Annotated in this window: 15 protein-coding genes; 11 read left to right on the top strand and 4 right to left on the bottom strand. The window is 53.1% G+C overall.

The features are described from left to right. Positions 1 to 27: 27 nt before the first annotated feature. The 11 genes from H8B09_RS14910 (at position 28) to H8B09_RS14860 (ending at position 9,957) form a co-directional block, all read left to right on the top strand. On the top strand, positions 28 to 360 hold the full coding sequence (locus H8B09_RS14910) for an alpha-helical endospore appendage domain-containing protein (protein ID WP_191204562.1): 333 nt from the start codon (positions 28 to 30) through the stop codon (positions 358 to 360). Continuing rightward, entirely contained in the window at positions 357 to 656 is a 300-nt protein-coding gene (locus H8B09_RS14905; protein WP_191204298.1) for a hypothetical protein, read from the top strand. The genes H8B09_RS14910 and H8B09_RS14905 overlap by 4 nt, the downstream gene beginning before the upstream one ends. Next, entirely contained in the window at positions 656 to 937 is a 282-nt protein-coding gene (locus H8B09_RS14900) for a hypothetical protein (RefSeq protein WP_191204297.1), read from the top strand. Before H8B09_RS14905 ends, H8B09_RS14900 begins: the two co-directional genes overlap by 1 nt. A gap of 202 nt (positions 938 to 1,139) precedes the next feature. Beyond that, positions 1,140 to 2,255 (top strand): CgeB family protein, encoded by a 1,116-nt coding sequence (locus H8B09_RS14895; RefSeq protein ID WP_191204296.1) that lies wholly within the window; start codon positions 1,140 to 1,142, stop codon positions 2,253 to 2,255. 96 nt (positions 2,256 to 2,351) lie between these two features. After that, the gene (locus tag H8B09_RS14890) at positions 2,352 to 3,422 is read left to right on the top strand and encodes a CgeB family protein (protein ID WP_224753611.1); all 1,071 of its coding nucleotides are present in this window, start codon (positions 2,352 to 2,354) and stop codon (positions 3,420 to 3,422) included. A 373-nt stretch (positions 3,423 to 3,795) separates the two neighbouring features. Further along, positions 3,796 to 5,355 carry a glycosyltransferase gene (locus H8B09_RS14885; RefSeq protein WP_191204294.1) on the top strand — a complete coding sequence of 520 codons (1,560 nt, stop codon included), beginning with the start codon at positions 3,796 to 3,798 and terminating at the stop codon, positions 5,353 to 5,355. A gap of 25 nt (positions 5,356 to 5,380) precedes the next feature. Beyond that, positions 5,381 to 6,472, top strand: coding sequence for a non-hydrolyzing UDP-N-acetylglucosamine 2-epimerase (wecB, locus tag H8B09_RS14880; protein ID WP_191204293.1), 1,092 nt, complete (start codon positions 5,381 to 5,383; stop codon positions 6,470 to 6,472). Further along, positions 6,465 to 7,448 (top strand): polysaccharide biosynthesis protein, encoded by a 984-nt coding sequence (locus H8B09_RS14875; protein WP_191204292.1) that lies wholly within the window; start codon positions 6,465 to 6,467, stop codon positions 7,446 to 7,448. The genes wecB and H8B09_RS14875 overlap by 8 nt, the downstream gene beginning before the upstream one ends. Beyond that, entirely contained in the window at positions 7,445 to 8,275 is an 831-nt protein-coding gene (locus H8B09_RS14870; RefSeq protein ID WP_191204291.1) for a dTDP-4-dehydrorhamnose reductase family protein, read from the top strand. The genes H8B09_RS14875 and H8B09_RS14870 overlap by 4 nt, the downstream gene beginning before the upstream one ends. Further along, positions 8,272 to 9,228 (top strand): NAD-dependent epimerase/dehydratase family protein, encoded by a 957-nt coding sequence (locus H8B09_RS14865; RefSeq protein WP_224753610.1) that lies wholly within the window; start codon positions 8,272 to 8,274, stop codon positions 9,226 to 9,228. Before H8B09_RS14870 ends, H8B09_RS14865 begins: the two co-directional genes overlap by 4 nt. A 3-nt stretch (positions 9,229 to 9,231) precedes the next feature. Then, complete coding sequence (locus H8B09_RS14860) at positions 9,232 to 9,957, top strand: glycosyltransferase family 2 protein (RefSeq protein ID WP_191204289.1); 726 nt, start codon at positions 9,232 to 9,234, stop codon at positions 9,955 to 9,957. Positions 9,958 to 10,067: 110 nt separating this feature from the next. On the opposite strand, the gene H8B09_RS14855 is transcribed toward H8B09_RS14860, so the two are convergent. The 4 genes from H8B09_RS14855 to H8B09_RS14840 form a co-directional block, all read right to left on the bottom strand. Then, positions 10,068 to 11,147, bottom strand: coding sequence for a glycosyltransferase family 4 protein (locus tag H8B09_RS14855; RefSeq protein WP_191204288.1), 1,080 nt, complete (start codon positions 11,145 to 11,147; stop codon positions 10,068 to 10,070). A gap of 63 nt (positions 11,148 to 11,210) precedes the next feature. Then, a complete protein-coding gene (locus H8B09_RS14850; protein WP_191204287.1) occupies positions 11,211 to 11,936 on the bottom strand; it encodes a glycosyltransferase family 2 protein in 726 nt (241 codons plus the stop codon). Positions 11,937 to 12,079: 143 nt separating this feature from the next. Then, positions 12,080 to 13,081 (bottom strand): ketoacyl-ACP synthase III, encoded by a 1,002-nt coding sequence (locus tag H8B09_RS14845; protein WP_191204286.1) that lies wholly within the window; start codon positions 13,079 to 13,081, stop codon positions 12,080 to 12,082. A 323-nt stretch (positions 13,082 to 13,404) separates the two neighbouring features. After that, on the bottom strand, positions 13,405 to 14,595 hold the full coding sequence (locus H8B09_RS14840; protein WP_191204285.1) for an outer membrane protein assembly factor BamB family protein: 1,191 nt from the start codon (positions 14,593 to 14,595) through the stop codon (positions 13,405 to 13,407). Between the last annotated feature and the right edge of the window lies 1 nt (position 14,596).

The raw sequence follows: 14,596 nt of genomic DNA, 5'->3' as shown, positions 1-14,596 counted from the left end.
TGATGAACCATGGGAGGCGGCAATGATATGGCGGGACGCGAGCAGGCCTTTCAGCGCATGCTGGATACTGCCGCCAAGCTGCAATGGGACATTTCAATGATATTGGAAGCCAAAGCGGTTGAAGCGGAGAAAGTGAGAAACTGGATATGCAATCACGTCTCGTCAGACGCTTATTATGAGCAGCAACAGCAATTGAAGGAGTCGCTGCGCATGCACGATCAGATCGTGGAGGTCATTGACGGGCTCACCAAGATAGGCAGGGGAATGAATGCCGTTATGCGCGTCGCACTGGAACATGGTTTAGAAGGTGACGATAACGGCGGTATGCTCGGCGGACCGGGACCAGGAGTTCATCCGTGAGTCGGTTAGCCGAACGAGAACGCGAGGTTAAGCTTGAGCTGGTCAGCTCGATTGCGCGCAGCCAGAAAGCGCTGGCCCGCATTCTGGAATCGATTGCCGATGTATCCGTTCACGCCGATCCGGTCGCGAAGTCCCTTCGCGACAACATCGCGCAGTTGAGCCAGATGCAGCAGACGCTGACGGAGTCTGTGGTCGGCATTCGATTCGGACAGCGGCGGCAGGGCCGGCCGTCCGGACCGTGGATTAATCAGCAAGCGAGCGGCAGGCAGCGGAGGACCAGGGGGGATCATTCGTAATGGCAGTGAAAAGCAGCAAACGGAGAGCGCGCCGGACTTCCAGAACAACTTCGAAGAGAGGTCAGAAGGCGGCATCGTCCAAGCGGAAAACGACTTCTACACGACGGTCGAAGAAATCGGTCACGAAGCGGCGTATACCGCGTAAGCATACCGTTCCGCGGACGGGACGGGAGCCATCGTATAATCAAGGGTATGACACAGCCTACAACGAAGGGTATAATACAGGCTTTGCCAAAGGGTTCGAGGATGGTCATCAGATTGCGTACGAGAATCAGCCATAACACAATGCCGCGTTGTCCTAGATAGCGCCCGGTTAGCGCCGACGGATCCTACGATCCGTGACGTGCAAGCCGGGCTATTCGTGCGTCGTGTGGCCCAATATCGGACAGGCGGATACCCGTCATCAGCCAATTTTGCAGCCCGTACGCATATACCCGTGTGCGCTCGACATGGAGAGCATATTGTGGAGAAGGGGTGAACGGTATGAGCTGGATAAAGCGGCCTCAAGCCGCGTTAGCAGCAGACTCGCATGAGCGAGGGCTGGTGGATGGATATCGGATCGGCTGGCGGGACGGTGCTTGCGAGGCTGCTATGCGGCTCGCCAATCCGCCAGTTCCTATGGTGTACAACTTGCGGGTTCTATACGTGCCGCAAGGCTTTCAAGCCATTGATGATGGGATTATCCAAGCGCTTCGCCAGTCGGTAAGGGAGCTGCATGTTGTTGAAGCGGTGAGCATGGCAGAGCAGGCATTGCTTATTCGTCCGGATTTCGTGCTCGTGTTGAATGGTCTGCATGTTTTCCCTGATGATCATCTCGCGCAGGTTGACCGAATTCGTGCAGCTGGTATCCGAACCATCATCTGGTTCGCCGATGACCCGTACGTTACCGATGATACCGTCATTATAGCACCGCATTACGATACGATATTGACGCACGAGCTGAGCACGATTCCGTTATACCAGTTGCTCGGATGCAGAGAAGTTCACTATATGCCGCTTGGAGTCGATATTGGAATATTCAAGCCAATGCGTGTAGGGAGCAGCTATATGTCGGACGTATGCTTCATCGGTCAGGGGTTCTGGAACCGGGTGCAAATGTTTGATGCGATCGCGCAGCAGCTTGCAGGCTTGAATGTATTCATTGCAGGCGGCTTGTGGGACCGCCTGAAGGAATATCAGCTGCTGAAGCCATTCATACGCCACGGCTGGCTGCCGATCGAGGAATCAGCCGCGTATTACAATGGCGCACGAATTGTTATCAATCTACATCGGACGACGGAAGCCGGTTCAGACAATAAGAACAGCTATCAATACCCAGGCCGCTCGATAAATCCGCGTACGTATGAGATTGCGGCATGCGGCACGATGCAGCTGACGGACATTCGGGAAGATTTAGGCACGTACTATCGGCCTGGCGTGGAACTCGAGACTTATGGCAGCGCGGTCGAGCTCGCCGATAAGATTCGTTACTATCTAGCTAATGAAGAGGCTCGCCGTTTGATTGCTATTCGCGGTCTTGTGCGAACTAGGCGGGAGCATACTTACTTGTCGAGGATGACTCGGCTGATGCAGGTTCTAGGTTATTCGAACAGATTGTAGCGCCTAAGGTGCAGTCTAATGCAGGAAGAGAGGGTGGTAAAATTGCCAACTCCGATTCGCCATGACAAGCATCGAACGGCAAAGGGGGGATCGAGATTGCATGGAAGAGAGGCCGCTTATGCCCTAGGATGGGAACATGGCTACTGGTATGGACAATGCGAGGCGCTCATTCAATCTATACCGCAGTCTGTTCAGATTCGTCCGATTCATGTGCTGTTCGTTGCGACTGGCAAAGGTTTTCCGTATTCGCCGCTAGATGAAGCAATCGCGGAGACGCTTCGAATGCTCGCTGTACGCGTTAGTATCGCGAGTGCCAAGCTGCCGGTTGCCGAAATCGCTGCAAGACTTAGACCCGACGTTGTAATCGTACTGGACGGGCTGGAATTCGAGACGACCGAGGTGGACGCGATTCGGCGTGAAGGCATTCGAATTGTCGTATGGTTTACGGATGATCCCTACTATACGGACATTACTTCACGTCTTGCGCCGCACTATGACCATGTGTTCACGCTTGAACGGACGTGCGTGCCTTTCTATCAGGCGCTTGGCTGCCAGAATGTTCATCATCTGCCGCTAGGGGTATATCCAACTGTGTTCCGTCCGGGCAACCCGCCGCGAAGCGCACGCAAAGAGATAAGCTTCGTTGGTTCGGCTTATTGGAAACGCGTAGGGTTCTTCGATCAGATATCCGATTATCTGCAAACTAAGGATACGCTCATTACCGGCATCTGGTGGGAGCGGCTGCGCGACTACTCGAAGCTGGCGCCTAAGATTACAAGCAGGTGGATGGAGCCAGATGAGACAGCTGCTAACTATAACGGAGCCAAAATAGTCATTAACATGCATCGAGCGCACGACGATGAATCGTTCAACAATAATAGTCTAGCAATTAATGCGGTATCTCCGAACCCGCGGACATTCGAAATATCGGCTTGCGCAACGCTCCAGCTGACCGACATTCGAATGGATCTGCCGCTCTACTACCTGCCCGACATCGAGATCGTAACGTACTCTTCGCCGCAGGAAATGATCGAGAAAATCGAGTATTACCTGGCTCACGAGCAGGAACGGAGGCTGATCGCGCTGCGGGGCTTGCATCGGACGCTGCGTGAGCATACGTACGTGAAACGGCTGGAGACGATGCTGGCCATTCTGTTCGGAGTATAAAGACGACGACAGCCGCTTCACCTTGGATAGACGGTTAGACGATTGCTCGGCGGTCGGATGCCGCACGTCATGTGCGGTGTTCGTACCGCCGATTTTTTGTGCATTTGGTGCAGGTCTATCTGTCGTGCCGGTTCCAACGTCTCGTCAATATATTATAGAAACGAAGATATAAAGGTAGCAGCATTTCATAGCGACAGGGTGCTTGCAAAGCTAATGGTTGTGCTGGTTTCATCGATGCGATGAAGGCCTTTCGATGCTATGGAAGCTAGATTTGTTTCAGAAGTAGGAATTGTTGATTGCGAAGTGTTACTGCTGCTTATTCATCCTAAGGGATGAATAAGCGGCAGCAAAACTTGTAGGAGGTGAGGTCTGTTTGCGTTCCAAGCCTCGGTTGTTCGCTTTCTCTCACATTTGCAGCCAGTCGTATATTACCGGAGCGGAGAAGCTGCTGCTGTTCATGCTGAAGGAGCTGATTCCATACTTCAACTGTACGCTTGTCGTTCCGAATACCGGGTATTTGTCGGCTCAAGCCGAACAGGCGGGCGTTGCGATAATCGTTCAGCCGATTCCAATCTCGGTTCCGCTCTATCTGTCGCAGCCGCATCTGATGGAAGAGCTGCATAAGTTCAGAAGCCACTCCGACTACGCAGCGCTAGTGCAGCTGCTCGCTGAACAGCGTCCTGATGTTGTGCTAGTGAGCACCTCGGTACACCCGATGCCTGCAATTGCAGCGAAGGAGTTAGGCATTCCAGTCGTCTGGATGCTGATGGAGACGATTAGACTAACCCCGTATACTTCCGCTTCTGTTGCCCTTATCGAGCGTTACTCCGATTGGATCGTCGGCATTTCCGAATCGACCTTGCAGCCGATCCGAATGTTCTTCCCTCATCTGGCACACCGAATGATGCTGCTCCCGCCATCCTGGCATATCGATGCACTACGCCCTACAAGCTGGCTGACGAATCGGGAGAACAGGCGCAACCGGCTTGCCATTAAGCATCAGCATAAGCTGATTGGCTTTATCGCTTCCTCGATTTACGAGAACAAAGGCTTTATCCCTTATATCAAAATGTCGATCGAAATCGCAACGCGCCACCCGAATGCCATGTTTCTGGTCGTTGGCAATCCGGTCGACCGGCCACTGTTCGACTCTGGCATCGATATGGTTAGGCAAGCTGGACTGTTGGAACGGTTCAGATGGGTGCAGTTCGAGGACCAGATCGAGACGATCTATCCAGCGTTCGATTTGCTTGTCGTGCCCAGCCTAACAGCAGAAGGCTTCGGTCTAACGGCGCTTGAAGGGCTTATTTTCAAAAAACCAGTCGTTGCCTTCGCATCAGGCGGACTAGCTGAAATTATGGCAGCTACCGGCAACGCAGCGAATGCAGTACCTGTTGGCGACATTGGCGGTCTAATCGCGCGTGTGGACGCGCTGCTCCACTCCGGTGATCTATACACCATCGGGGAGAAAAATGCGCATGCAGCCGACCTGGCATACGGATTGACTGCTTACCGGATCAAGCTGCTTCGGCTGCTCGAGCTGCTTCGAGCGAATACGATTCGGGTTCCACATCTCGTACGCGGCAGCGGTCCCGTCATTTATTTGCTGGAGGGTGGCATCCTTCGGCCTTTCCGCTCGGAGGCGGCGGTTATCGAAGCAGGTTACTCGCTTGATCAGATAATGGAGATCGATGATGCAACGATCCACGCGCTGCCGAAAGGCGAGCCGATCGGGCGGTTGGAGCTGTCGGTCGCAATTCAGACGCCAGCGCCGCCTGCTCCAATGTCCCGTTCTCGCAGTAGAAAAGGACGCCGGGGCACAAGGGTCCGAGGCGGGAAGAAACGGTCTAGCAAATCGAGAGGCCGTGCCTCAACAAGAAGACGGAGCGTCAGCGCCCGCAAGCGCAGCGCGCGTCGCAAACGACGAGGCTGAATAACGAAGGAATGGAGGGAAGTCCATGCGTGTCATGACCATTCTAGGCACAAGACCGGAGATTATCCGATTGAGCCTCATTATTGCAAAGCTGGATCAGCTGGCGGAGAAGCATACGCTCGTCCACACCGGGCAGAATTTCTCGCCTTCGTTAAGCGGCATTTTTTTCGAAGAGATGGAGGTTCGTCCGCCTGATTATACGCTGTCTACGGGTAAGCAGACGCTTGGCGCACAGCTGTCCGCGATTTTCGGAGAGATCGAGCGGCTGCTGCTGCAAGAGAAGCCGGATGTCGTGCTGCTGCTCGGGGATACGAACAGCGCCTTGTGCGCTATCGTTGCGGAGCGGATGGGCATTCCGGTTCTTCATATGGAAGCGGGCAATCGCTGCTATGATCTGAAGGTGCCGGAGGAGAAAAACCGCCGCATCATCGATGCTGTGTCTACAATCAACATGCCTTATACCGGATACAGCAAAAGCAATCTGCTGCGGGAAGGAGTTCCAGCCGATCGGATCGTACAGACGGGCAACCCCATCCATGAGGTTCTCAGCTACTATATGCCGCGCATTGAGGCAAGCAGCATAATGGAGCGGCTTGGACTAACTGCAGGCCAATATGTGATCGTGACGGCACATCGAGCGGAGAACGTCGATGATCCTGCGCGTCTACGATCGATTATGGATGGGCTGAACATGGTTGCGGACCAATCCGATCTGCGCATCGTCTGCAGCGTTCATCCGCGGACCCGGTCCAAGCTGGAAGGCGGCGTTGCCCATACGCTTCATCCATTAGTTGAGCTGTATGAACCATTTGGCTTTCTGGACTTTGTAAAGTTGGAGAAATACGCGCGGCTTGCGATTACGGACAGCGGAACGGTGCAGGAGGAGTGCTGCCTGTTCGGCGTACCGACCGTAACGATCCGCGATACGACGGAGCGTCCTGAGACGGTCGATTGCGGAAGTAATGTGGTGTGCGGCTTGAAGCCTGAGAATATAGCAGGCGCAGTTGCTGTTATGATGAGCCTGCCGGCGAACTGGTCCGTGCCGGAAGGGTACAAGGCGGAACGTGTCTCGGACATTGTGGTGAAATATGTGCTTGGAGGGAAATGGAATGTTTAACAATTCGCGTATTCTGGTGACGGGTGGAACGGGCTCGTGGGGATACGAATTAATTCGTCAACTGCTGCCGCAAAATCCGAAGCAAATTATTGTCTATTCGAGAAACGAATCAAGCCAAGTGTCGATGAGCCGGTTTTTCGAAGACTCGCGTCTGACGTTCTGCATTGGCGATATTCGCGATAAAGAAGCGTTGATGCGTGCTTGCGAACAAGTGGACTATGTTTTCCACTTAGCGGCATTGAAGCATGTTCCGGTCTGCGAGGATCAGCCTTATGAAGCGTTGAAGACGAATGTAATCGGCACGCAGAATGTGATCGAAGCGGCTATTGCGAACCGCGTCAAACGCGTTATCTATATCTCGACCGACAAGGCAGCGAATCCATCGAACTTCTACGGGATGACGAAGGCTATAGGCGAGAAGTTGATCGTATACGCCAATCTGCTTCGTTCGGAAACCAAATTCGTCTGCGTCCGCGGCGGCAATGTGCTTGGAACGAACGGCAGCGTCGTCCATCTGTTCATTCATCAAATTCAGTCGAAGCGGCAGGTAGGCATCACGGATCTGCGCATGACGCGGTTCTTCCTGACGCTGCAGGATGCGATTAAGCTGCTGTTCAAAGCATCGGAGGAAAGCATCGGCGGCGAAATATTCGTAATGACGATGCCGACCTGCCGAATCGTTGATCTGGCCGAAGTGCTGATGGAATCGCTCGGACGTCAGGCGGATATTGTGGAGACAGGCACACGCCCCGGCGAGAAGCTGCATGAAATTCTGCTGACGGAATTCGAGAGCAAGAGCACGGTCGTTTATGACGATGAGTACCTGGTTATTCTGCCGGCGCTCGATGTGCCAGGCTTGAAGGAACGTTACAGCTCGTATGCGCCGGTTCAATTCGACAGCTTCAGCTCCAGTCAGAACATTATGGATAAGGAGCATATCCGGCAGCTGCTGGAGCGCGGGGGGTTCCTCGCATGAAGCTGCTTGTGATCGGCGGCAATGGGATGGCCGGTCATCTGCTGGTTCACTATTTTCGCACAGTGGAAGGCATAAGTGTCGCGCATACGACGAGAAGGTCCGATGATCGCGAAGGCATTCCGCTCGATGCATCGGACCTCGAGCAGGTGCTGGCTGTCGTTACCGCATATCGTCCTGACGTTATCGTCAATGCGGCAGGTATCCTTAATGCGGATGCTGAACAGCATCCGCTCGCCGCTTATCAGGTGAATGGGCTGCTCCCGCATTGGCTGCGCCATATAGCAGATACGATAGGAGCACGTCTCATTCATATTAGCAGCGACTGCGTCTTCTCAGGAAGTAAAGGTCGGTACACGGAACAGGATTCGCCAGATAATCCGACGGTGTATGGCCGGACGAAAGCGCTTGGCGAGGTGACGGATCCGCGGCATCTTACGATCCGCACCTCCATTATCGGCCCGGATCTGAATCCAGCGGGAATTGGTCTGCTGCAATGGTTTCTGAAGCAGACCGGGATCATTCAAGGCTATTCGCGCGTCTACTGGAATGGCGTTACGACGCTGGAGCTTGCGAAGGCCGTACACTATGCCATTCAGCATCCGGAGATCGGCGGACTGGTGCAGCTTGCTGCACCGGAAGTCGTGAGCAAGCATGAGCTGCTGCATTTGTTCCAGAGGGCATTCGATCATAGTGAGGCAGTTATAACGCCGACGGATACGCCTGCCATTGATCGGACGCTTGCTCCGTCGCGCACCGATTGGAGCTATGAGGCTCCGCACTACCCGCAAATGTTAAGCGAATTGGCGGCATGGATGCGGTCGACATGAACGGCCAGCGCGTATTGGTGACTGGAGCGGGCGGGTTCAGCGGCGAGCATGCCGTCGCATATTTTCGACAGGCGGGATGGGAAGTCATAGCCGCTGTATCTCGGCGTACACAGCACGGAGCCGCAGCGCCCGGTCATGACAGCACGCTTGAAGTGATCGCTTGTGACTGGACGGACCGGGACGATGCACGACGAGCGGTTGCGCAGGCACAGCCGGATGCAATTGTTCATCTGGCAGGACTGAACGCAGTCGGCGGTTCCTGGCAGGACCCTGCGGCTTATCTGATGACGAACGGGATGGGGACGGTTCATCTGCTCGAAGCGGTTAGAGCGGCGGGCCGCCCGTGCCGTGTTCTCGTTGCAGGCTCGATGCTGCGGTTCCGACTCTCGGTTGACCATGCTGTGGTACCTGCGCCTCTCCATCCTTATAGTTTGAGCAAAATGGTGCAGGTGCTTGTCTCGCAATGCTGGTCGTCGCTTTATGGCATGGATGTTATCGTTGCAGAGCCATCCAATCTGATTGGACCTGGTCCCTCGCAGGGGCTGTGCGCACTGCTGGCGCGCTATACGGCGCAGACCGAAGCGGCAGAAGCAGCAGGCGAGACGGCGCCGCCTTTCCGCCTGTCGTCGCGCCACGAGCGGCGCGACTTCCTTGATGTTCGCGATGCGATGGCTGCTTATGAGGTGCTGCTGCGGAGCGGCATAAGCGGAGGCGTCTATCCGGTTGCCTCCGGCAGCTTCGTGACGCTGGAGCAGCTGGCACTCCATTATACCGCGATGGCGCATGGCAAGCTGGTATTCGAGATTGGCGATTCGTCGGCGCCATCGCCTGATCCTGTTGATATAAGCGGCATTCATGCGCTTGGCTGGCAGGCTCGCATACCGCTTGAGCAGTCGCTTCGGGATGCGCTTAACGATGCGAGAGCGATTTTGGCACAGAAAGGGAAGGGCTGACGAATGGTCTTAGGAAATCCGAAAGTGTCGATTGTCATTCCATTCTACAACGATCCTTACATCAGAGAAGCTGTCGAGAGCGCGCTTGCGCAGACCTATTCGAATGTGGAGGTCATCGTCGTCGATGACGGGTCGACGGAGCATGCGGACCTGCTTAAGCCCTACCTCGGCAGAATTAGCTATCTGGGAAAAAGAAACGGCGGTACGGCAAGCGCGTTGAACCACGGTTTTCGATACGCGAGCGGAGATTATGTGGCTTGGCTGAGCTCTGACGATTTCTTCTATCCGGACAAAATAAAACGCCAACTTGAAGCGATGCAGAAGGCGGACGCTTGGATCGGCCATACAGGCTTCGATGTCGTGGACGGCAGAGGTAAATATACGCAACTAGGCGTCATTCCGCCGAAGGCGGCGCATGATATGCTGCGGACGTTCCGTAACAGCAATCCGATAAACGGCTGCACCGTTATGATGAGGAAAGAGCTGTTCAAACGAATCGGTTTATTCAATGAGCATCAGCGGTATACGCACGACCTCGATTATTGGTATCGGGTAATGCTGGCTGGGTATCCCGTTCATCTAACGCCGGAGCCGCTTATTGCTTATCGATGGCATGAAGGGATGGGGACGGTTCAGCATAAGGCTGTGATTGAGCAGGAGACGAAGGCGTTGTTCCGTCACTATGAACATCGCTGGTCAGCGTATCTTGGGCAGCTCGGCATTCGTTAGAAGAGGTGCTGTATATGAGCCGGCAGGAACGGCGGAAGGGAAGATCGCCGACCCGCTGGCTGCAGCCAGCGCGATGAAGGACAAGCTTCCCTGTTGTTATCCGTTATTATTCATCGGACCCCGAGCTGATTCAATATTAAGCGGAAGGCTGCAGCGTAATTGGCTGGCTGAAATTCGGACAGCACGCGCTGCTCGGCTTGACTGACAATCGCCTTGCGAAGCTTCTTATCATGGCGGAGGTTTTGGACGGCATTCGCGGCTCCTGCAATGTCTCCCAAGTTGTAATAGATACCGTGAACCCCGTTAGCAACCATCGTACGAATGCCGTCATTATCGCTTGTAACGATCGGACATCGGCATATCATCGCTTCCAATGCGGCATATGGCGCGCCTTCTGACAACGAGGTCATAAGCAGTACGCCGCCCGCATCCGCCGCTGCAGAGAAGTATTCGGCCATCTGCATGCGGGGAACATGCGGCAGCAGCTTGATGCGGTTCTGTAATCCAAGCGCATGAATCGCGCCCGCCATCGCTTGCCGATCTTTCTGTTCGGAGAGTGTCGGGTCCTCGAACATCCACAGCTCTGGATCCTCTCCACGCCTCACCAGTTCGTGGGCGATAAGCAAAAATTCAGCCCAATTCTTATTCGGTTCGACCCGGCCGATCCAGATGAGAACCATCGGCAGCTTACGGTCCATAGGCTTCGAACGGTAATGAAAAGCGTCAGCATTGATCGGGTTTGGGATTACATAGCTTACTTTGTGAGGCATCATGACGCTAAGTAAACTGGTAATGAGCGGACTGCCTGGATGAAGGACAGCAGTTGCATGAGGCTGGATATACCCGTACATCTTGGACATTTCTTCACGCGCTTTTTGCGGAGGGCCTAACCCTTGAATTTCGAAGATAATCGGGCCGGCGTAGCCGACCTCGCGCAGCGTATAGACTTTCGTATACCAGGAGCTGACGACGATAGCGGATGGGGGATGCTGGCGGAGCAGTTCCTTGAACTCCTCCGGCTTGTTCGCATAGTGAACAGGGCAAGGCATCGTTCCTTGCGTACTGCCGATACCTTGCTGAAAATAGATCAGTCTGCAGCGAATGCCAGTTTTTGTTAAGGCGGGTATGCGTTCGCAATTGAGCGTATGCATGCCGCCGCTTGGGATGACGAACATGAACCATATTTCCATAGCCGCTTGATGCACCTTCCTTTCTTCCGGCTGCGCGGAACAATGGCTGCGAATCGATCTATTTTATCCAGGTGTGCGGGCGATCAGCGACGTAAGCGCGGAGCGATACATCCCCCCGATATTGCGTGCTTCCTGCACAATCATATCGTAATGCTTCTGCGTTCCCATGCCCGGATGCTTGCGATAAACGGTCAGCGACTCATTGATGAAAGGAAGGCTGAAGCCGGCAAGCACGACCCGAATCCACAATTCATAGTCGTGGGTGTAAGGAAGCTGATCATTAAAGCCGCCCATCCCCGTGAACAGCTGCTTCGTCATCATAACGGTACAGCCGTTAATGGGACAACCGCCCAGCAGCGCATCATATAATGCCCGCATGGAGGGGTATTTGGCAGATGCATTACGGGAGACAATCGTGTAATACTGATCGAGAATATCGAAATCGGTATAGCTGATTTGCGCGCCGATTGCCTCCATGAATGCCACCTGACGTTCGACCTTCGTCGGCTTGAATTGATCGTCCGAGCTGAGCCATGCAACATATTTGCCTGACGCTAGGCTCATCCCGTAATTAAGTGCGCTAGCAGTGCCGCCATTCGCTTTGCCGATATAGTGAATGCGATTGAGATAAGGGGCAAGTTTGTCCTGATGCATCGTGGATCCGTCGTCTACGACGATAATCTCGACATTGGGGTAGGTCTGATTGAGCGCGCTAGTAATAGCCTGATCCACATAGGGGCAGTTGTAGAAGGGGATAATAATAGACACCATAGGCATGCCCGGCTGCATGATGGGTATCCTCCGTTCATTCTCGTAGTAGCTCTCTTGATAGCATACGAGAATAGGAGGAGCAGGGACACGTCATCTGCTCCTCCACAAGAGACTATTTTGTTGCGGGCGAGGAAGAAAGGAAGTTATGGATTGGTTATGGGTTATAGTTCCCAGCGCAATAGAACGCCAGCTTGGGTAAGACCTGCGCCGAAGCCATACAGCAGTACCAATTGGCCTTGCTGCAGCTTGTTGTCACGTACCGCCAAGTCAAGCGCCAGCGGAATCGTAGCAGACGAAGTGTTGCCGTAATGCTTGAGCGATGCGAGCGTCCGTTCAACAGGGATGCCGGAACGTTCGCAGATCGATTCAATAATACGCATATTCGCGCTGTGCGGAACGAACCAGTCGATATCGGCGACAGTCAGGCCGACGCGCTCCAGCAGCTGCTCGATGCCGACGGGCACGGTGCTGACTGCCCATTTGTACACCTCGCGGCCGTTTTGAACGATCTTGCCCGGGTTCTGCAGCTCGTGCTCGCCGATCTTCTCGGACAGGCCGGTCAGATACACATGATGACCGCCAGCGCCAGTCGTGACGGAGTACGAAGCGAGTAGATCGCCTTCACGGTCGTCATCAGCCTCGACCAACACGGCGCCAGCGCCGTCTCCGAACAGGATGCACGTCGTGCGATCCGTGTAGTCGGTAATCTTCGTCATCGTGTCGGCACCGATGACAAGCACTTTGCGGGCGATGCCGGATAGGAGCAGCCCGTTAGCATTTTGCAGAGCGGCCGTGAATCCTGCACATGCTGCTTGCAGGTCAATTGCACCGCATGCCTGGATATTGAACGCTTGCTGGACGCGTGCCGATACGGATGGGAATGGCATATCAGGCGTCGTAGTGGAAACGATAATATAGTCGACGTCCTCCAGCTGGACGTTATATCGGCGTTGCAGATCAGCGACAGCCTCAATGCACAGGTCGCTGGTGAACTGTCCCGGCGCCGACATGCAGCGCTCCGAGATGCCGGTGCGCTGCACGATCCACTCGTCATTCGTATCGACGAGACGCTCGAGATCAGCGTTCGTAAGTTTTCGATCAGGAACATAAGAACCGATTGCCGTCAGCTTAGCGTTGGAACGAATGCGAGAGGATGAAGTCATTGCGATAACCACCTTTTTGTTTGTCTGGTATTAGTACCAGATACTAATACCTAATACTAAACATATGGGGAGGTGGTTGTCAATGGGGGGATGATGAGGATCAATCTGATGAAGAAGGAGGAGGGTCATTGATATGGAGGATCAGAACAGCGCGTATCTTAAAAACAAATTGCCCGCTCCACGATTGTGAAGCGGGCTTCATCCATATTCGTCACACAACCTTTATTGCAGGAGTTCTCCTTATCAAACAGTTCAAGTGTCACTTGGGAAAATAACGTTCAGGGCAACTATGTGCCCGATTTCATCCGACCGTTATCCTAATTCTAGGTCAGATGATAGCTAGAAATCTTATTTTCTTTCCACAAATGAACGATTATGTTTTTATTTTTATAATCCAGAATGGTTCCCTTAATACCGACCCCGAAATCATACACACTATTCAATGTTACTGGATCTAAAATATACTGCCGACTGATCAGATCTACTAAGATCTTCCCGTCCGAGGAAATTCTCGCCGTTGGTAATACATCACCTTCAGGCATATTGAAATCGGTTAACGTACGTTCCTTTACCAATCCTTTGTGATTATAATAGCTTAATTTGTTAGTTGTAAAATTAATGAATAAGTATCCATTTCCAGCCGAAAACGCTAGTCCATTGCGGTCCAGTGTTCTTTTCCAGACCAACTTCCCGGACGAGGACAGGCCAATTAGTGTTTGCTTCTGCTTGCTTTCTGGAGCGATGGTCGGGAAAACCAATGTCCCATCCGTAAGTGTGAAAGAGGTGTACTCATTAACGTATGTCCCTTTGTTAAAGGAGTAATTATACACCTGCTTCAAGGAAGAATCGTAACCTACGATTTTTACAGCGTCTGTTGATTTAGTTATTGCTTTGACCACAATTCTGTCTTTCGAGACGGTTACAAGACTGCCTGAGATGGTTTTATCGAACTTAGACTTTCCGTTTGCGTCAAATCCTACAAGCCGTACTGATTCCTTCCCAATGGCAGAGGACTTCACTGCGACAATAACTAATGTTCCATCGCTTAAACGATGAAGCTTCCCATCAAATGGCGTGTCTATAGGTAACTGCTTGCTCCACTTCTCCTTGCCATTAGCGTTGACTGCGTATAGTAACCTTTCGGATGAGAAATAAGCATAAACGCTTCCGTCCTGTGTATACACGAAGGGATCTTCCGTACTTGGCCATCCGTAACCTGGTTTTGCAAACGAGAAGACCCACTTTACTTTTCCGGTAGTCTGATCTACTGCTCGAAGCGTATCAGGCGCCCACACTTTCGTCTGAGAGGCTTTTTCTTCTCCTACGTGAAGATAGATGGTATTCGTGCCTGGAACCATGTAGATATCTTCTTGGATTGGTACATAATCCGCATTTGGCTTCTGTGACCATGTTTCCTGTGGTAGTTTGTCGTAACTCTTGGCATACGCCTCCCCAAACATACCTATACCAATTACTAAGGTTACAAGGAAAGCGATTAAAATTCTCTTTTTCAAT

The organism is Paenibacillus terricola (genome assembly GCF_014779765.1).
In the GTDB taxonomy this organism is placed as follows: Bacteria; Bacillota; Bacilli; order Paenibacillales; family Paenibacillaceae; genus Paenibacillus_T; species Paenibacillus_T terricola.
The sequence above is the reverse complement of the archived record's forward strand: the minus strand, read 5'-3'. Positions and strand labels throughout refer to the sequence as shown.

Bases quoted from the DNA above. Each gene is read 5' to 3' on its own strand.
- H8B09_RS14875 (WP_191204292.1), top strand. From the start codon at position 6,465: ATGTTTAACAATTCGCGTATTCTGGTGACGGGTGGAACGGGCTCGTGG.
- H8B09_RS14865 (WP_224753610.1), top strand. From the start codon at position 8,272: ATGAACGGCCAGCGCGTATTGGTGACTGGAGCGGGCGGGTTCAGCGGC.
- H8B09_RS14850 (WP_191204287.1), bottom strand. From the start codon at position 11,936: ATGCAGCCGGGCATGCCTATGGTGTCTATTATTATCCCCTTCTACAAC.
- H8B09_RS14855 (WP_191204288.1), bottom strand. From the start codon at position 11,147: ATGGAAATATGGTTCATGTTCGTCATCCCAAGCGGCGGCATGCATACG.
- wecB (WP_191204293.1), top strand. From the start codon at position 5,381: ATGCGTGTCATGACCATTCTAGGCACAAGACCGGAGATTATCCGATTG.
- H8B09_RS14895 (WP_191204296.1), top strand. From the start codon at position 1,140: ATGAGCTGGATAAAGCGGCCTCAAGCCGCGTTAGCAGCAGACTCGCAT.
- H8B09_RS14910 (WP_191204562.1), top strand. From the start codon at position 28: ATGGCGGGACGCGAGCAGGCCTTTCAGCGCATGCTGGATACTGCCGCC.
- H8B09_RS14860 (WP_191204289.1), top strand. From the start codon at position 9,232: ATGGTCTTAGGAAATCCGAAAGTGTCGATTGTCATTCCATTCTACAAC.
- H8B09_RS14900 (WP_191204297.1), top strand. From the start codon at position 656: ATGGCAGTGAAAAGCAGCAAACGGAGAGCGCGCCGGACTTCCAGAACA.
- H8B09_RS14845 (WP_191204286.1), bottom strand. From the start codon at position 13,081: ATGACTTCATCCTCTCGCATTCGTTCCAACGCTAAGCTGACGGCAATC.
- H8B09_RS14870 (WP_191204291.1), top strand. From the start codon at position 7,445: ATGAAGCTGCTTGTGATCGGCGGCAATGGGATGGCCGGTCATCTGCTG.